Raw genomic sequence first — 15574 nt, 5'->3', positions numbered from 1 at the left:
AATTCGTGTTCTTGTTATGTTCTCAAAATCCTGCTAGCATTTGAGTCGATCGCTTCAGGGCTCTCGCCCTCAACGAGGACTCAACTGCCATGCTGGCGCGTTTGTCGATCCGTGACATTGTTCTGATCGAGCGGCTTGATATCGAGTTTTCGCAAGGGCTTGCGGTGCTGACCGGAGAGACCGGCGCCGGCAAGTCGATCCTGCTCGACGCCTTTGCGCTGGCGCTGGGTGGTCGAGGCGATGCGAGCCTCGTCCGCCAGGGCGCCGAACAGGGCCAGGTGACGGCCGTGTTCGAGGTGGCCAAGAACCATCCTGCAGCGAAGATATTGGCGGATAACGGCCTTGAGGACGACGGCGAGATGATCCTGCGCCGCGTCCAGTTCGGTGACGGCCGGACCCGGGCCTTCATCAACGACCAGTCCGTCAGCGTGCAGACCCTGAAGGCGGTCGGCGCGGCGCTGGTCGAGATCCATGGCCAGCACGACGAGCGGGCGCTGGTCGATGCCGCCACCCACCGCCGCCTGCTCGACGCCTTTGCAGGGCTGGAGAAAGACGTCGCGGCGGTCGAACTGCTTTGGGCGGCCCGACGCAGCGCGGGCGCGGCGCTGGAGGCACATCGCGCCGGCATGGAGCGTGCCGCCCGCGAGGCCGATTATCTGCGCCATGCCTCGGACGAACTGAGGGCGTTGGCGCCAAAAGACGGCGAGGAGACCCAGCTTGCCGCGCGCCGCACCGCGATGATGCAGGGCGAGAAGATCGCTTCCGATCTGCGCGACGCCCAGGAAGCTGTCGGTGGCAACCAGTCGCCGATCGCCAGTCTTTCGGCTGCCGTGCGGCGCTTGGAGCGGCGGGCCGGCAGCTCGCCGGCCCTGATCGAGCCGGCCGTGAAGGCCATCGATGCCGCAATCAACGCGCTGGAGGAGGCTGACCAGCATCTGACGGCTGCGCTTGCCGCGACGGACTTCGATCCGCTGGAGCTGGAGCGCATCGAAGAGCGGCTGTTCGCGCTGCGTGCGGCTTCGCGCAAATACTCCACGCCGGTCGATGGTCTTGCGGCGCTCGCGGCGAAATATGCCGCCGACGTCGTGCTGATCGATGCCGGCGCCGAGCAGCTGAAGAAGCTGGAAGCCGCAGCCGCCGATGCCGGTTCGCGCTACGCCGCAGCGGCTGCAAAACTCTCGGCGGCGCGCAGCAAGGTTGCCGAGAAGCTCAATAGGGCCGTCAACGCCGAGCTCGCGCCGCTCAAGCTCGAACGCGCCAAGTTCATGACCCAGGTCGAGGCCGATGCCGAGATGCCGGGACCGCAGGGGATCGATCGCGTCGAGTTCTGGGTGCAAACCAATCCGGGCACCAGGCCAGGGCCGATGATGAAAGTGGCATCGGGCGGCGAGCTGTCGCGGTTCCTGCTGGCGTTGAAGGTGGTGCTGTCCGATCGCGGCTCGGCGCCGACCCTGGTGTTCGACGAGATCGATACCGGAGTGGGCGGCGCGGTGGCCGATGCGATCGGCGCCCGCCTGGCGCGGCTGGCCGGCCAAGTCCAGGTGATGGCGGTGACCCACGCGCCGCAGGTCGCAGCCCGTGCCGACCAGCATCTGTTGATCTCCAAAGCTGCGCTCGACAAGGGCAAGCGCGTTGCCACGCGCGTCAATGCCCTGCCGGCCGAGCACCGCCGCGAGGAGATCGCGCGCATGCTCGCCGGCGCCGAGATTACCGCCGAGGCCCGCGCCGCGGCGGCACGGTTGCTCGAGATGGCGGCTTAATTGCTGCTCAGTCGATGGTGCGACTTGCTACGTCATTCCGGGGCGATGCGAAGCATCGAACCCGGAATCTCGAGATTCCGGATTCGGTCCTGCGAACCGCTCCGGAATGACGGTTCTTTAACGGCAGATCGTCTCGTATAGGTCTTTCCACTCCGGATTGCCGGCCTCGATCAACTTCACCTTCCAGTCCCGCTTCCACTTCTTCAGCTCTTTCTCCCTGGCAATCGCGGAGATCGGATCCTCGTAGATCTCGAACCAAACGAGCCGTGTGATATTGTACCTAGACGTAAATCCCGGTACGGCCTTCTGCTGGTGTTCATAAACTCTGCGCACAAGGTCGTTGGTGACGCCGACATAGATTGCCCCATCCTTTCGGCTCGCGAGAATGTACACAGAGTAGGCCATAGGATCATGCCCATCATCTCTAGATTCCGGGTTCGATGCTTCGCATCGCCCCGGAATGACGGACTGTAGTAAGCAATGGCCAGAGCAGCAAAAGCAAGGAAGCCCGTCGACGTCGCCGATCTCACCAAGGCGCAGGCCAAGGTGGAATGGAAGCGGCTCGCGCTGGAGCTCGCGACCCACGACCGGCTCTACTATCAGGAAGACGCGCCGAAGATCTCGGATGCCGAGTATGACGCGCTGCGTCAGCGCTTCAACGCCATCGAAAAGCGTTTCCCGGAATTCGTTACGCCCGAATCGCCGTCGCAGAAGGTTGGCGCCGCGCCGTCCGGCCGCTTCAAGAAGGTGCGTCATGCGGTGCCGATGCTGTCGCTCGACAACGCCTTTGCCGAGGAGGACGTGCGCGACTTCGTCGGCCGCATCGTTCGCTTTCTGAAGCTCGCGGACGACAAGATCGACTTCTCCGCCGAGCCGAAGATCGATGGCCTCTCGATGTCCCTGCGCTATGAGGGCGGCGAACTCGTCACTGCGGCGACACGCGGCGACGGTGCGGAAGGCGAGGATGTCACCGCCAACATCCGCACACTCAAGGATGTGCCGCACAAGCTGCATGGCCGAAAGATCCCCGAGATCTGCGAGGTGCGCGGCGAGGTCTACATGACCAAGCAGGCGTTCCTGGCGCTGAACGAGCGGCAGAAGGCGGCAGGCGACACGGTGTTCGCCAATCCGCGCAATTCGGCCGCTGGGTCATTGCGGCAGAAAGACCCTGCCATCACGGCGTCGCGCCCCTTGGGGTTCTTCGCCTATGCCTGGGGCGAGATGAGCGCGGGCGCAATGCCTGCGGACACGCAGAGCGGCATGATCAAATGGTTCGAGCATTGCGGCTTTACGACCAATCCGCTGACACGGCTGTGTCATTCGGTCGAGGAACTGCTCGCGTTCCATCGTTCGATCGAGGAGCAGCGCGCTGAGCTCGACTACGACATCGACGGCGTGGTCTACAAGGTTGACCGCATCGATTGGCAGGAGCGGCTCGGCTTCGTGTCGCGCACGCCGCGCTGGGGCATCGCGCACAAGTTTCCGGCCGAACGCGCCATGACGGTGCTGAAGGACATCGAGATCCAGGTCGGCCGCACCGGCTCGTTCACGCCGGTCGGCAAGCTGGAGCCGGTCGGGGTCGGTGGCGTCATCGTGCAGAACGTCACCCTGCACAATGAGGACTACATCAAGGGCATCGGCAACAAGGGCGAGGTGTTGCGCGAGGGGCGCGATATCAGGATCGGCGACACGGTCGTGATCCAGCGCGCCGGCGACGTCATCCCGCAGGTGGTGGACGTCATCATCGACAAACGCCCGAAGGACGCCAAGGAATTCCATTTCCCGAAGAAGTGCCCGTGTCCCTTGCATACCGATGTGGTGCGCGAGGAGACTGCGACTGGTGAAGAAGGTTCGCGCGCGCGCTGCACCGGCGAGTTCGCCTGTCCGTTCCAGAAGATCCAGCATCTGCTGCTGTTCGTCTCGCGGCGCGCCTTCGACATCGACGGCCTCGGCGAGAAGCAGATCGAGTATTTCTTCGCGCAAGGCTGGGTGAAGGAGCCGGCCGAGATTTTCACCCTTGCCGCCCGCAACGCGAAACTGAAGCTGGAAGAGATCGAGGGGTACGGCGAGACCTCGGTGCGCAATCTGTTCAACGCGATCGAGGCGCGCCGCAACATCCCGCTCGAGCGCTTCATCTACGCGCTCGGCATGCGCCATGTCGGCGAGACCACGGCTTTGGCGCTGGCCCGCGGCTATGGCTCGTGGGAGGCCTTCCACGAAGCCTGCCTGAAGGTCGCTCACGGCGACGAGGAGGCGATCGCCGAGATGGATGCGCTGGACCAGATCGGCGATACCGTGATCAAGAGCATCGCCGCCTATTTCGGCGAGAGTCACAACCGCGGCATCGTCGAGCGCCTGACCGGGCAGGTCACGATCCAGGATGCGGAGAAGCCGAAGCGCAATTCGGCGATCGCCGGCAAGACCGTGGTGTTCACCGGCTCGCTGGAGAAGATGACGCGCGACGAGGCCAAAGCCACAGCCGAGCGACTTGGTGCGAAGGCGGCAAGCTCGGTGTCGAAGAAGACCGACTATGTGGTGGCGGGGCCCGGCGCCGGCTCGAAGCTCGCGGAAGCCGAGAAGCACGGCGTGCGGGTCTTGACCGAGGACGAGTGGCTGAAGCTGATCGGGGAGTAGCGTTTGTTGCTTTCGCCATCGTGGCCGACCCACGTTCCACGCTCCGCTGTCGTTACCCGCGAAGGCGGGTGACCCAGTATCCCAGAGCCAGTGATTGTTCAACTGATAGACCGCGGCGTACTGGATGCCCCGCCTGCGCGGGGCATGACGACCTTGTGCTCGGGCGTGCAGCTTCGCTCGGATGACGAAGCGCCCTCACATCACGCCGGCCTCATCCTCTTCTGCTTCCTTGATCATCTCCTCGCTCACGGTCGCGTTGCCGCGCGGCACCAGGAAGATCATGCTGCCGGCGCAGGCGAACGACATCGCAAGGATGGCGGATGTCAGCGGTCGGGTCGTGGTGAAATGTCCGCCGAGATAGGCGCCAAACTGCGACACCAAGGCGCCGATTCCCATCTGCAGAAACCCCATGGCGCCCGATGCGGTGCCGGCCGCGCTCGGGCGCACGCTGATCGCGCCCGCCGCCGAGTTGGCCATGACCATCGCATTCGCAAACATCACCAGCATCTGGGTGCCGAACAGCATGACGGGGACCTGATTGAGGCCGAGCAGGCTCCAGCACACATTCAAGGAGCTGCCCGCAAGCTGTAGCGCTAGTCCGAACCAGATCAGCCTGTCGAGCGAATGTCGCGGCGAGAAGCGGACGCAGAACAGGTTGCCGACGAAATACGCAAAGCCGGTGGTCGCAAACCAGGCGCCATATTCGGCGCTCGAGCGTCCCATCTGGATCTCGACGATGTAGGGGCCGCCGCCGGCGAAGGTGAAGATGATCTGCGATGCCAGCACTTGGCACAGCATATAGCCGACGAAAGCGCGGCTCTTGAGCAGCACGACAACGTCGCCGCGGAAGCTGGCTCCTTCGGTGCGGGTCCGCCGGGTTTCCGGCAGCGCCAGCGTCACCGCGACCGCGATCGCGACCGACAGCGCCGCCACGACGTAGAAGATGGCGTGCCAGCCTAGCGCCGTCTCGATCAGGCCGCCGGTCAGCGGCGAGAGCATCTGCGCGATCATCATGACCGCGACGACCAGGCTGATCATGGCGCCGATGCGCTCGCGCGGATAGAGGTCGCGGATGATGGCGCGGCTGATCACCATGCCGCTCGCTCCGCCCAGGGCCTGCAGGAAGCGGGCGACGATCAGTTGCGGCAGGGTTTGCGCGAGGATGCAGCCGAGGCTTGCGACGATCGACAGCGCAAGGCCGGCCAACATCACCGGGCGGCGGCCGTAGCGGTCCGACAGCGGTCCTAACAGCAGCTGTGATAGCGCGATACCGACCATGTAGCAGGATACGGTCATCTGCACCACGGAGGCGTCGCGGCCGAAGGTGGTGGCCAGCATTGGCAGCGCCGGAACCAGCAGATAAAGCGAGATCGGCGCGAGCCCGGTCATCACGACCAACAGGACCAGCAGCAGGCGCGAATTCGCCACGCCGGCTTGCGCCGCAGCCTCGGCCGGCTTGCTGATCATTCCGTGCATTGCGGTGGCGCTCAGGTCGTTGCGAACGCGGCCGACTGTAGCGAGCTGCCACTTCGCCGAAATGGCTGTTTCGGCATACGCCTATGCCGCCAGCGGGACTGTTATCATCGCACGCGCAAGGATGTTGCAGGCGGTGATGCAAAACACGGCAGCTACAACCTCATCATTCCGGGTTCGAGACCTTTGGCCTCGTCCCGGAATGAGGGCGTGCTGATGCGCGTCCCGAAAGGACATCCCTTGCGGCTACAGCGCCGCGGTGACCGCATCGATCCAGCGCTGATCGGCCTCGTCCAACGCGTCGCGGACGGCGTTTCTGACCCGCGCATGATACGCATCGAGCCAGGCGCGCTCGTCCTCGCTCAACATCGCGGTGTCGATCAGGCGCCGATCGATCGGCGCGAGCGTCAGCGCCTCGAAGCCGTTCATCGGCTTCTCGGCTCCGGCAATGTCCTTTGCGACGACCAGCTCCAGATTCTCGATCCGGATGCCGAAGCCGTCGGTCTTGTAGTATCCGGGCTCGTTGGAGAGGATCATGCTGCGCTTCAGCGCGGTCGTGCCGAGCTTGGAGATCCGCGCCGGCCCCTCATGCACCGAGAGATAGCTGCCGACCCCATGGCCGGTGCCGTGCTCGAAATCGAGCCCGGCCTGCCAGAGGAACTGCCGCGCCAGACTGTCGAGCTGCGCGCCGGTGGCGCCATCGGGAAAGATCGCGCGGGCGATCGCGAGATGCCCGCGCAGCACGCGGGTGAAGCGGTCGCGCATTTCGTCGGTCGGGATGCCGATCGCGATGGTGCGGGTGACGTCGGTGGTGCCGTCCTGATATTGCGCGCCGGAATCGATCAGCAGCAGATCGCCGGGCATGATGCGCCGGTTGGTCTTGCGGGTGACGCGGTAATGCACGATCGCGCCGTTCGGACCGGTGCCGGCGATGGTCGGAAACGAGACGTCCTTGAGCGCACCGGTGTCGCGGCGAAACGTCTCCAGCGCTTCCACTGCGTCGATCTCGGTCAGGCTGCCCTTGGGGGCCTCGCGGTCGATCCAGGCCAGGAAGCGGGCCAGCGCGATCGCATCGCGACGGTGAGCGCGCCTTGTTCCCTCGATCTCGGTCGCGTTCTTGGCGGCCTTGAGCAGGCTGACGGGATCGGGACCTCGCACCGGCTTGCCGCCGGCGGTCTGGATCAGCCGGGTGAGCGCGTCGGCCGCGGTCGCGCTGTCCAGCGCAATCGTGGCACCGGATTGGGCGAGCTTGGTCAGGCTCGGCCCCAGGGCATCGGGCTCGACGACATCGGCGGACTGTTCGAGATGGTCGCGGGTGAGGTTGGAGAGTTTGCGGTGGTCGATGAAGATCGTCGGCCGGCCGGTCTTCGGCACCAGCGCATAGGACAACGGCAGCGGCGTATGCGCTACGTCGGCGCCACGGATGTTGAGGGCCCAGGCGACGTTGTGCGCGTCCGAGAGCACCAGCGCCTCGACGCCGAGCTTGTCGATCTCCTGGCGGATCCGCGCGAGCTTGCCGGCCTCGCTCTCGCCGGAAAATTCCGCTGCATGGATCGCGACCGGCGCCAACGGCGGCTGCGGCCGCTCGGTCCAGATCGTATCGACCGGATTGCTGTCGACCGCGACCAGTTCGGCTCCGGCCTTGGCGCAGGCCGCCGCCAGCCGTTCTGCCGCAGCGCTTGTGTGCAGCCAGGGGTCGAAGCCGAACCGGTCGCCCGGCTGCAAATGGGCGGAAAGCCAGGTCTCCAGCGGTGGCTCGATCAGCGGTTCGACGGTCCACGCCTTGCCGTCGACCTGCTTGGCGGCCTGCAAGGTGTAGCGGCCGTCGACGAAAACCGCCGCCTTATGTGGCAGCACGACTGCCGCACCTGCCGATCCGGTGAAGCCGGTTAGCCAAGCCAGCCGCTCCTCGGAGCCCGGAACATATTCGTTCTGCTGCTGGTCGGCGCGCGGAACGATGAAGCCCGTCAGCTTGCGCTTGGCGAGTTCCTCGCGCAGCGCGGACAGGCGTGCGGTGAGAGCGACCCCGGCTTCGGGGTCCTCGAATGTCTGGAAGTGAGCTTCGAACATCGTCCGTCAGTCTACGGTCGCGCACGCGCATCCGCAATCAACCTTCCCCACCCGTCGTGTGCAGCGCATGAAGAATCTCCTTGCATTCGCCTGTGCAAAACGATTTGCTGTCTTACGCTAGTCATCCGAAAGAGATGCTGCGGGGAAACATAAAGACGTTGCGACGAAGGTCGAATGACCACGCTGTAGCGCCTTCAAGGAGTGCCTCAACTCAGCGGCGAGGGGACGCACGATGCCTGCCTTTACCTTCGAGAAGTTATCGACTCCCGCACCGGGAGGACCGGTAGAAGCGCCCGCCGAGAAGCAACGCAGCACGCTGGTTCAGCTGGTCAATCGTTTGGTGGCGCCACGCGTCAGACGCGATCAGCCAGCAAGAGATGAATCTTCCACTCGTCCGATCTCGAAGTAGTCGCCGCGCCGGCCGGCTCCGGCTCATCCCCGATCAGGCGTTTCCCCGACATATCGCAGCAGCAAGCTGCTCCAGCCTTCGATACGCCATTCGCGCACCGGCACCAGTCCGCGTGCGCGATAGGCTGCGACCACCCCGCGCGCCTGCGGGGTCAACAGGCCGGATAGGATGACGTGGGCGGAGGGCGCCAGGTGGCGCCGCATCGGACCTGCCAGCTGCCGCAGCGGGTTGGCGAGGATGTTCGCCATCACCAGGTCGAAAGGGCCCCGGCGGCCGAAGTCGGGTGCGGAGAAGCCCGTGGCGCCGATGACCTGCACCAGCGGTGCCACACCGTTGATCCGGGCATTGTCACGGGCGACCGCAACCGAGGCCGGGTCGATATCGCTGGCCAGGATGGCTTGGCGGCGCGCCTTGGCCGCGGCGATCGCGAGCACGCCAGTCCCGGTGCCAAGGTCGAGCACACGGCGGGGCTGATACGACTTCAACAGATGATCGAGCAGCAGCAGGCAACCGCGGGTCGTGCCGTGATGGCCGGTACCGAAGGCGAGCGCCGCCTCGATCTCGATCCCGAGCTTGTTCGGCGGTACCCGGGCGCGGTCATGGCTGCCATGGACGATGAAGCGGCCAGCAGGCACCGGCACCAGATCGTCGAGGCTGGCCTTGACCCAATCCTTGGCCTCCACCACGTCGAAAGCGACGGTTTGGGCAATGTGCTGGCCAGCCGCTGCCGCGATGAGCTCGCGAACCAGCTCGCGATCCGGCTCTTCGGCGAAATGCACCGCGACATCCCAGTGTCCGTCCGGCCGCTCGAAAGAGGCCACGGCGGCATCGCTTTCGAAGAATATCTCGGTCAGGACGTCGACGGCACGACGGCCCGCACTCTCGTCGGGCAAGGTGAAGCTGGCGCGATAAGTGGCTGGGGTGGGAGATAGGGGCATCACGGGATCCGCAGGCAATTGGCCGCCGTGGTGAAGCGTTTTGGGCACCAAAGCAAGCGGGATCGGAAGCCGCATACGGAGTGGCTTCGGTTGCGAACTTCGGAATCCTGGAGCACCCGCCAATTTCCCGCACGGCTCACGACGGCGGAGCGCGGGCCGCTCGGCATGGTCGGAAATCACCGGGAAATTGCGTGGAATGTTCGGGAAAGTTGGATGATCCCCGTTTAAGCGATTTTAGCTTCCTGCGGGTATTGTTCCATCACGATCCCGACCAGCTCTGATCCAACGACAGGGGGAGTAAGGTGAGCATGAAATCAATGATTTTTAAGTTTTTGCGCAACGAATCCGGTGCCACTGCTATCGAATATGGCCTGATCGCGGCTGGCATCTCGCTCGCGATCATCGCGGCCGTCAATGGGCTCGGCACGTCGCTGGGCAGCAAGTTCGACTCGATCAACACGTCGCTGAAATAATCTTTTCGGCGCGGAATGCTTGGGCCGGGCGCTTGCGCTCGGCCTTTTTGTTTGTCACCGCGCGCAAGCGGGATCGCGGGGCGAACCTGTCCACCGCAGAAGCAGGCCTTTTCCACGACCTATCCCCAGACTTGTCCAACGCTCATCCACAGCCTCGTTCACGAGCTATTAGCCACTTACCCCCAGGCGAACAGCGCCCGATGGTCGGCCAGGATGGCCTGCGCGGCGTTGTGGCCGGGCGCACCGGTTACGCCGCCGCCAGGGTGGCTGCCGGAGCCGCAGTGATAGAGCCCCTTGAGCGGAGAGCGGTAATCGGCATGGCCAAGCATGGGCCGGGCCGAGAACAGCTGGTTGAGGCTGAGCGCGCCGTGGAAGATGTCGCCGCCGAGCAGCCCGAACTGCCGTTCCAGATCGAGCGGCGAGAGAATCTGGCGCCCGAGCACGGTCGAGGCGAAGCCGGGCGCGTAGCGGTCGACGGTCGCGATCATGAGATCGGCAACCTCGTCGCGATGATCATCCCAGGAACGGCCCTCCGGCAGCTCCGGGGCGACATGCTGGCAGAACAGGCTCGCCACGTGCTGGCCGGTCGGCGCCAGGCTGTCGTCGAGCGTGGAGGGGATCAGCATCTCGACCACCGGCTCGCGGCTCCAGCCATGCTCGCGCGCATCGCGATAGGCCCGGTCCATATAGGCGAGGCTCGGAGCGAGGATGATGCCGGCCGAAAGGTGGTCGCCATCGCCGGGGAGCACTGTGAAAGAGGGCAGGCGGCTCAGCGCCAGATTCATGCGGAAGGTGCCGGATCCGTTGCGCCAGTGCTTGATGCGCGCAAGGAAGTCGTCGGGCAGCGCATCGGCGGGGACCAGCTGCGTGTAGAGCAGCTTGGGGTTCACATTCGCGACGACATATTTGGCGCGGATGGTCCTGCCATCCTCCAGCACCACGCCCACGGCACGGTCGCGCTCGACGATGACTTCGCGCACGCCGGTATCGAGTTCGATCAGCGCGCCAAGGTCGCGCAACGCACGCGCCATGGCTTGCGTGATCGCGCCCATGCCGCCGATCGCGTGGCCCCATGCGCCCTTCTTGCCGTTCACTTCGCCAAAGGCATGATGCAGCATGACATAGGCCGAGCCTGCCGCGTACGGGCTTGCGTAATTGCCGACGATGGCGTCGAAGCCGAACAGCGCCTTTACCAGGTCATTCTCGAAGACCTCGTCGAGCATCTCGCCCGCCGAGCGGGTGAAGAGATCGAGCAGGTCGCGCTGCTGCTCCAGCGTCAGCGCGCGCAGCGCGTTGGCCGTAGTCAGCGCATTGACGGTCTCGCGCATGGCGGCGAGGCCAAGGCCTTCCACCAGGTTCGGCGGAGCGCGCAGCACGAAGGCGCGCAGGACGTCCGCGATCGCCTCGAGCCTGTACGAAAACGAGCCGATCGCCTCAGCATCATGCGCGCTCAACTTGGCAACCGAGGCGAGCGTGCGGCCCTCTCCCGTCAACAGATAGCGGCCATCGGGGGCGGGGAGGAAATTCTGCGCCCGCCGCTCGACGATCTTGAGCCCCCGCTCGTGCAGCTTGAGATCGGCGATGACGCGCGGATTGAGCAGGCTTACCGTGTAGGCGGCGACCGAATTGCGAAAGCCCGGGTGAAATTCCTCGGTCACGGCGGCCCCGCCGACAACCTTGCGCCGCTCCACGACATGCACCCGCAAGCCCGCCATCGCGAGATAGGCGGCGCAGGTCAGGCCGTTATGGCCGGCCCCGATGACGACGACGTCGGTTTCGTTCATGTCCGCTTCAAAAAGCCCTGATTAAAGAAGCACGGTTACGGCGACCGGAACCGGTTGTCCGGGACCGTGCTCTCGCGCCGCTGCGGCATGCCGTCAAGCGAAAGTGTGCTGCCGGCGCTGTCGCCTTACTGGCCTTCCATCCGCTATGTGTTGCCGGGACGTTGCGGACGGGCCATCCGCACCGACCTTGGCCGGATCACCGCCGGAGTTTCCATGACCTCAGTCGCGTCGTCCGTCGCCCATCAGCCCTCTGCCGCGCGGAATAGCCTGATCCTGGTGGTCTATACCGCCGCGATCTTCGTCAGCGCGCTGCTGTTATTCTCGGTGCAGCCGCTGTTCACCAAGATGGTGTTGCCGCGGCTCGGCGGCTCGCCTGCGGTGTGGTCGGTCGCCCTGGTGTTCTTCCAGGCGCTGCTGCTCGCCGGCTATGCCTATGCGCATTTCCTGATGCAGCTTCGCAGCCGGGTGGTGCCGGTGGTCGTGCATCTCGTGCTGCTCATGGTGGCGATCCTGACCCTGCCGCTGTCGATCGCAAGCAGCTGGGGCGATCCGCCGACCTCGGGCTACGCGCTGTGGCTGCTCGGGCTGTTCGTGGTCTCGATCGGATTGCCGTTCTTCGCGCTGGCGGCCAACAACCCGCTGTTGCAAGCCTGGTTCGTGCGAACAGGCCATCCGGCCGCGCCCGACCCCTATTTTCTCTACGCGTCGTCTAACATCGGCAGCTTCCTGGCGCTGTTGTCCTATCCGTTCGTGATCGAGCCGATCTTCACCTTGCGCACGCAGAACCTGATCTGGACGGCCGGCTATGGCGTGCTGATCGTGCTGATTGCCGCGTGCGGGGCCTTGCTGTTGCGCGCGCCGGTGCAGACCGCCGTCCAGCTGGAGGCGGAGGGGAGCGATCTGCCGCCGCCGAGCTGGCTGTTGCGCGGGCGCTGGATCTTCCTGGCCGCGGTACCCTCAGGCCTTCTGATTGCGGTCACCGCGCATATCTCGACCGACGTCGCGGCGGCGCCGCTGCTCTGGGTGCTGCCGCTGTCGCTCTATCTGCTGACCTGGGTGCTGGTGTTCCAGTCGCGCCCGCTGCTGCCGCACAAATGGATGCTGGCGCTGCAGCCGCTGGCGATCGCCGGCGTCGTCGTGCTGCTGGCGGTCGGCGGCGAGCAGAACCTGTTGCTGACGCTCGGCGGTCATCAGCTCTGCTTCTTCCTGATCGCGATGGCCTGTCATGGCGAGCTGGCACGCACGCGCCCCGCGGCGAAATATCTGACCGGCTTCTATGTGGCGCTGTCGTTCGGCGGCATGGTCGGCGGTCTGTTCGCCGGGCTCATCGCGCCGTTCACATTCTCCTGGGTCGCCGAATACCCGATCCTGCTCGCGCTCGCGGCGCTATGCCGGCCGGCGGAGAAGGGCGAGCGACTCCCGCTCGTGACCCGCTGGTACTGGCTGGTGTTGGCGGTGCTTGCACTGGCGCTGATGGTGCCGGCGGAGATGACGAGCAAGGTCACGGGCTATCTGGAGGAGCATCGCGTTTGGGTGGTGGGATCGGTCGGGGTGCTGGCGGCGCTGCTCGCGATTTTGCTCAATGCCGACCGCTGGAAGATCTTTGCGACCGTGGTCGCTGCGCTGGTGCTGATCCGGCTTTATCCGGCGGATGACGGGCGGATCGAGACTGTCCGCAGCTTCTTCGGTGTGCACAAGATCGTGGTCACGGCGAACGGCCAATATCACGTGCTGATGCACGGCACGACCATTCACGGCGCGCAGAAATATCAGAACGACGACGGCTCGCCGGTCGCCGGACGCCCCGAGCCGATCACCTACTATCACAAGGACGGTGGCATCGGCCGCGCCATCACCGCCATTCGTGAACGCAAGGGTGCGCCGCTCAGGGTTGCCGTCATTGGGGTTGGCGCCGGCACGCTGACTTGCGCGGCCGAGCCCGGCGAGAGCTGGAAATTCTTCGAGATCGACCAGACCATGGTGGATACGGCGAGCGACCCGAAATATTTCAGCTATGTCAGGAATTGCGCGCCCGACTTCAAGCCGGTGATCGGCGATGCCAGGCTGACCTTCGCCAAGGAACCGGACGGCATCTATGACCTCATCATCGTGGACGCCTATTCATCGGATGCGATCCCGATTCACCTTGCGACCGAAGAGGCAATGGCGATCTACAAGGCGAAGCTCGCGCCGCAGGGCGCTGTCGTCATGCACGTGTCGAACCGCCACCTCGAACTCGAAAGCGTCGTCGTCGGCATTGCCGATGCCAACGATCTGAAGAGCTGGGTCTATGACGAGGATTCCGGCCGCGACGACGAATACATCTTCCCCACCGATGTCGTGGTGTCGGCGCGGGAGGAGGCCGATGTGGGCAAGCTCGCCTCGTCGGACAAGTGGACCGAGACCGAGCCGACCGAGGGCGAGCGGGTGTGGACTGACGACTATTCGAACATTCTCGGCGCGGTCTACCGCCGGCTCAGGGATGGCGACTAGCCGCGGAGCGTCGGCGTCGTCGCGTTTCCGCTCCTTCGCCGATCGAACCTTCTTTTTAGTGGGCTAAAAAACATGAACGGCGGGCTCTAGGGCCGCCTTTCATGTGTCGATGTCAGGACCAGCTCAGTCCCGATATGTGCCGCCGTAGTAGTAGTCCCGCGGCTGATAATAACGCTGGGGCTGCTGATAAGCCGGAGCGTTGTTGCCGTAATACTGGGGCTGCGGCTGCGGATAAGCCTGCGCATCGTAGACCCGACGGGTTACCCCACGCGGCGCGGGATAGCGCGCACCGTGGTCGCTGCCGTCGGCCGGGTAGATGTAGCCGTCGTCGGGCCGCTGCTGCGGCACGATCTGGCGACCTGGAAGCAATTGCGGCTGCGGCGTCAGCACCACCGGCTGGCCGGCGTCCTCATATTGTTGCGTGTCGCGGCGCGCCAGCGCAGTGCCTCGGTGCGGATTGCGCGCCAGCGCCACCGCAGCGGAGCCGGTCAAGGTCACGGTGGTGTTGAGGACGCCGTCCCTTTGGACGAGATCGTAGAGCGTGGTGGCATTGGCCTTCGACAGTCGCACGCAGCCATGCGAAGCAGGCGTGCCGAGGCGGCCTTCCGAATCCGTGCCATGGATCGCGTGCCCGATCTTGGTGAAGAAGATCGAGTGCGGCATCGGCGCGTCGTCGAATTCCTTGGAGTAGTGGTCCTCTTCCATGCGGAAGGCGCGGAAGGTGCCGCTCGGCGTTTCGCGCGAGGGAATGCCGGTCGAGACCGGCCAGTGATAGCGCTCCACGCCGTCGACCGCGACCGTCATCATCTGGTTGTTCTTATCGACGGTGATGTCGACCTTTGCCAACGCAGGCGTGCCGGTCAGCAGAATCAATCCGGCAAGCGCAAAAAGGGTGGTACGCATGTGACCTCTGGCCTCCGGGCCTTTGCAGTTCTAGTCCCCACCGAGCTCGTGTCCCTCGGCCTGCAATATGTCGGAAATTGCATATTTGTTCCAGCCTGAGGACCCTCTCATCCTTAATGGCCCGCCCGGCGCAAGCAAGTCGTGGGCGCGGCGGCGCGAGTGACATTTTCGCGAGTCGGCGTTCAGCAGCACTGCGGCCGTCATATGCCTGCAACCATTTGGCCGGATCTGCGTTATATTGATCCTTCCCCGTCCACCTTCCGAAGCAGGATGACAATGCAAAAAGACAGAGCCAGGACGGCGACGGTCCGCGACCGCTCGCCGCAACGTCTGACGGGTGCCCTCGCGGCGCTCGCTCTTGCCGCCCTTGCAGCTGCGTGGCTGTCGTTGCCACCCCTCGCCCATGCCCAGGGCATCGTGGGCGGTGCGCGGGAGGGCTCCTATGAAGGCAATCGGATCGGCGGCCCGGTGGGCGGCGTCGTCGGCGGCGCGGTCGGCGCCGGTGTAGGCGGGGCGGTTGGTGCGGTCGAGGGCGTGTTCGGCGTCCCACACCGCTCCTATTACCACCGGCACTACCGCTGCCGCGGTTATCGCGACCGTTATGGCCGCTTCCACTGCTATCGCTGAGATCGGGCTG

Annotated in this window: 11 protein-coding genes; 5 read left to right on the top strand and 6 right to left on the bottom strand. The window is 65.0% G+C overall.

The window, feature by feature from the left end; genetic code table 11:
- Window positions 1-89 precede the first annotated feature (89 nt).
- The gene (gene recN, locus QXZ85_RS04700; protein ID WP_315700942.1) at window positions 90-1760 is read left to right on the top strand and encodes a DNA repair protein RecN; all 1671 of its coding nucleotides are present in this window, start codon (window positions 90-92) and stop codon (window positions 1758-1760) included.
- Window positions 1761-1877: 117 nt separating this feature from the next.
- Here recN and QXZ85_RS04695 read toward each other — a convergent pair whose 3' ends face one another.
- The gene (locus QXZ85_RS04695; protein WP_315762754.1) at window positions 1878-2165 is read right to left on the bottom strand and encodes a GIY-YIG nuclease family protein; all 288 of its coding nucleotides are present in this window, start codon (window positions 2163-2165) and stop codon (window positions 1878-1880) included.
- 75 nt (window positions 2166-2240) lie between these two features.
- Here QXZ85_RS04695 and ligA point away from each other — a divergent pair, with 75 nt between their 5' ends.
- Window positions 2241-4394, top strand: a complete 2154-nt coding sequence (gene ligA / locus QXZ85_RS04690) for an NAD-dependent DNA ligase LigA (protein WP_315700940.1) — start codon at window positions 2241-2243, stop codon at window positions 4392-4394.
- 195 nt (window positions 4395-4589) lie between these two features.
- Here ligA and QXZ85_RS04685 read toward each other — a convergent pair whose 3' ends face one another.
- The 3 genes from QXZ85_RS04685 to QXZ85_RS04675 form a co-directional block, all read right to left on the bottom strand.
- Entirely contained in the window at window positions 4590-5870 is a 1281-nt protein-coding gene (locus QXZ85_RS04685) for a multidrug effflux MFS transporter (RefSeq protein WP_315700939.1), read from the bottom strand.
- Between the two features lie 243 nt (window positions 5871-6113).
- A complete protein-coding gene (locus QXZ85_RS04680) occupies window positions 6114-7937 on the bottom strand; it encodes an aminopeptidase P family protein (protein ID WP_316173325.1) in 1824 nt (607 codons plus the stop codon).
- A gap of 432 nt (window positions 7938-8369) precedes the next feature.
- A complete protein-coding gene (locus tag QXZ85_RS04675; RefSeq protein ID WP_315700937.1) occupies window positions 8370-9284 on the bottom strand; it encodes a 50S ribosomal protein L11 methyltransferase in 915 nt (304 codons plus the stop codon).
- A 308-nt stretch (window positions 9285-9592) separates the two neighbouring features.
- Here QXZ85_RS04675 and QXZ85_RS04670 point away from each other — a divergent pair, with 308 nt between their 5' ends.
- Window positions 9593-9757, top strand: coding sequence for a Flp family type IVb pilin (locus tag QXZ85_RS04670; RefSeq protein WP_315700936.1), 165 nt, complete (start codon window positions 9593-9595; stop codon window positions 9755-9757).
- Window positions 9758-9933: 176 nt separating this feature from the next.
- Here the strand turns inward: QXZ85_RS04670 and QXZ85_RS04665 are convergent, their stop codons facing one another.
- Window positions 9934-11541, bottom strand: coding sequence for an NAD(P)/FAD-dependent oxidoreductase (locus QXZ85_RS04665; RefSeq protein WP_315700935.1), 1608 nt, complete (start codon window positions 11539-11541; stop codon window positions 9934-9936).
- Between the two features lie 213 nt (window positions 11542-11754).
- Between QXZ85_RS04665 and QXZ85_RS04660 the strand changes: the two genes are divergently transcribed.
- Window positions 11755-14034, top strand: coding sequence for a fused MFS/spermidine synthase (locus QXZ85_RS04660; protein ID WP_316173327.1), 2280 nt, complete (start codon window positions 11755-11757; stop codon window positions 14032-14034).
- 123 nt (window positions 14035-14157) lie between these two features.
- On the opposite strand, the gene QXZ85_RS04655 is transcribed toward QXZ85_RS04660, so the two are convergent.
- On the bottom strand, window positions 14158-14937 hold the full coding sequence (locus tag QXZ85_RS04655; RefSeq protein ID WP_315700933.1) for a L,D-transpeptidase: 780 nt from the start codon (window positions 14935-14937) through the stop codon (window positions 14158-14160).
- Window positions 14938-15213: 276 nt separating this feature from the next.
- Here QXZ85_RS04655 and QXZ85_RS04650 point away from each other — a divergent pair, with 276 nt between their 5' ends.
- On the top strand, window positions 15214-15564 hold the full coding sequence (locus QXZ85_RS04650; protein WP_315700932.1) for a hypothetical protein: 351 nt from the start codon (window positions 15214-15216) through the stop codon (window positions 15562-15564).
- Window positions 15565-15574 lie beyond the last annotated feature (10 nt).

The sequence above is a fragment of the Bradyrhizobium sp. SZCCHNGR1005 genome, assembly GCF_032489995.1.
In the GTDB taxonomy this organism is placed as follows: Bacteria; Pseudomonadota; Alphaproteobacteria; order Rhizobiales; family Xanthobacteraceae; genus Bradyrhizobium.
The sequence above is the reverse complement of the archived record's forward strand: the minus strand, read 5'-3'. Positions and strand labels throughout refer to the sequence as shown.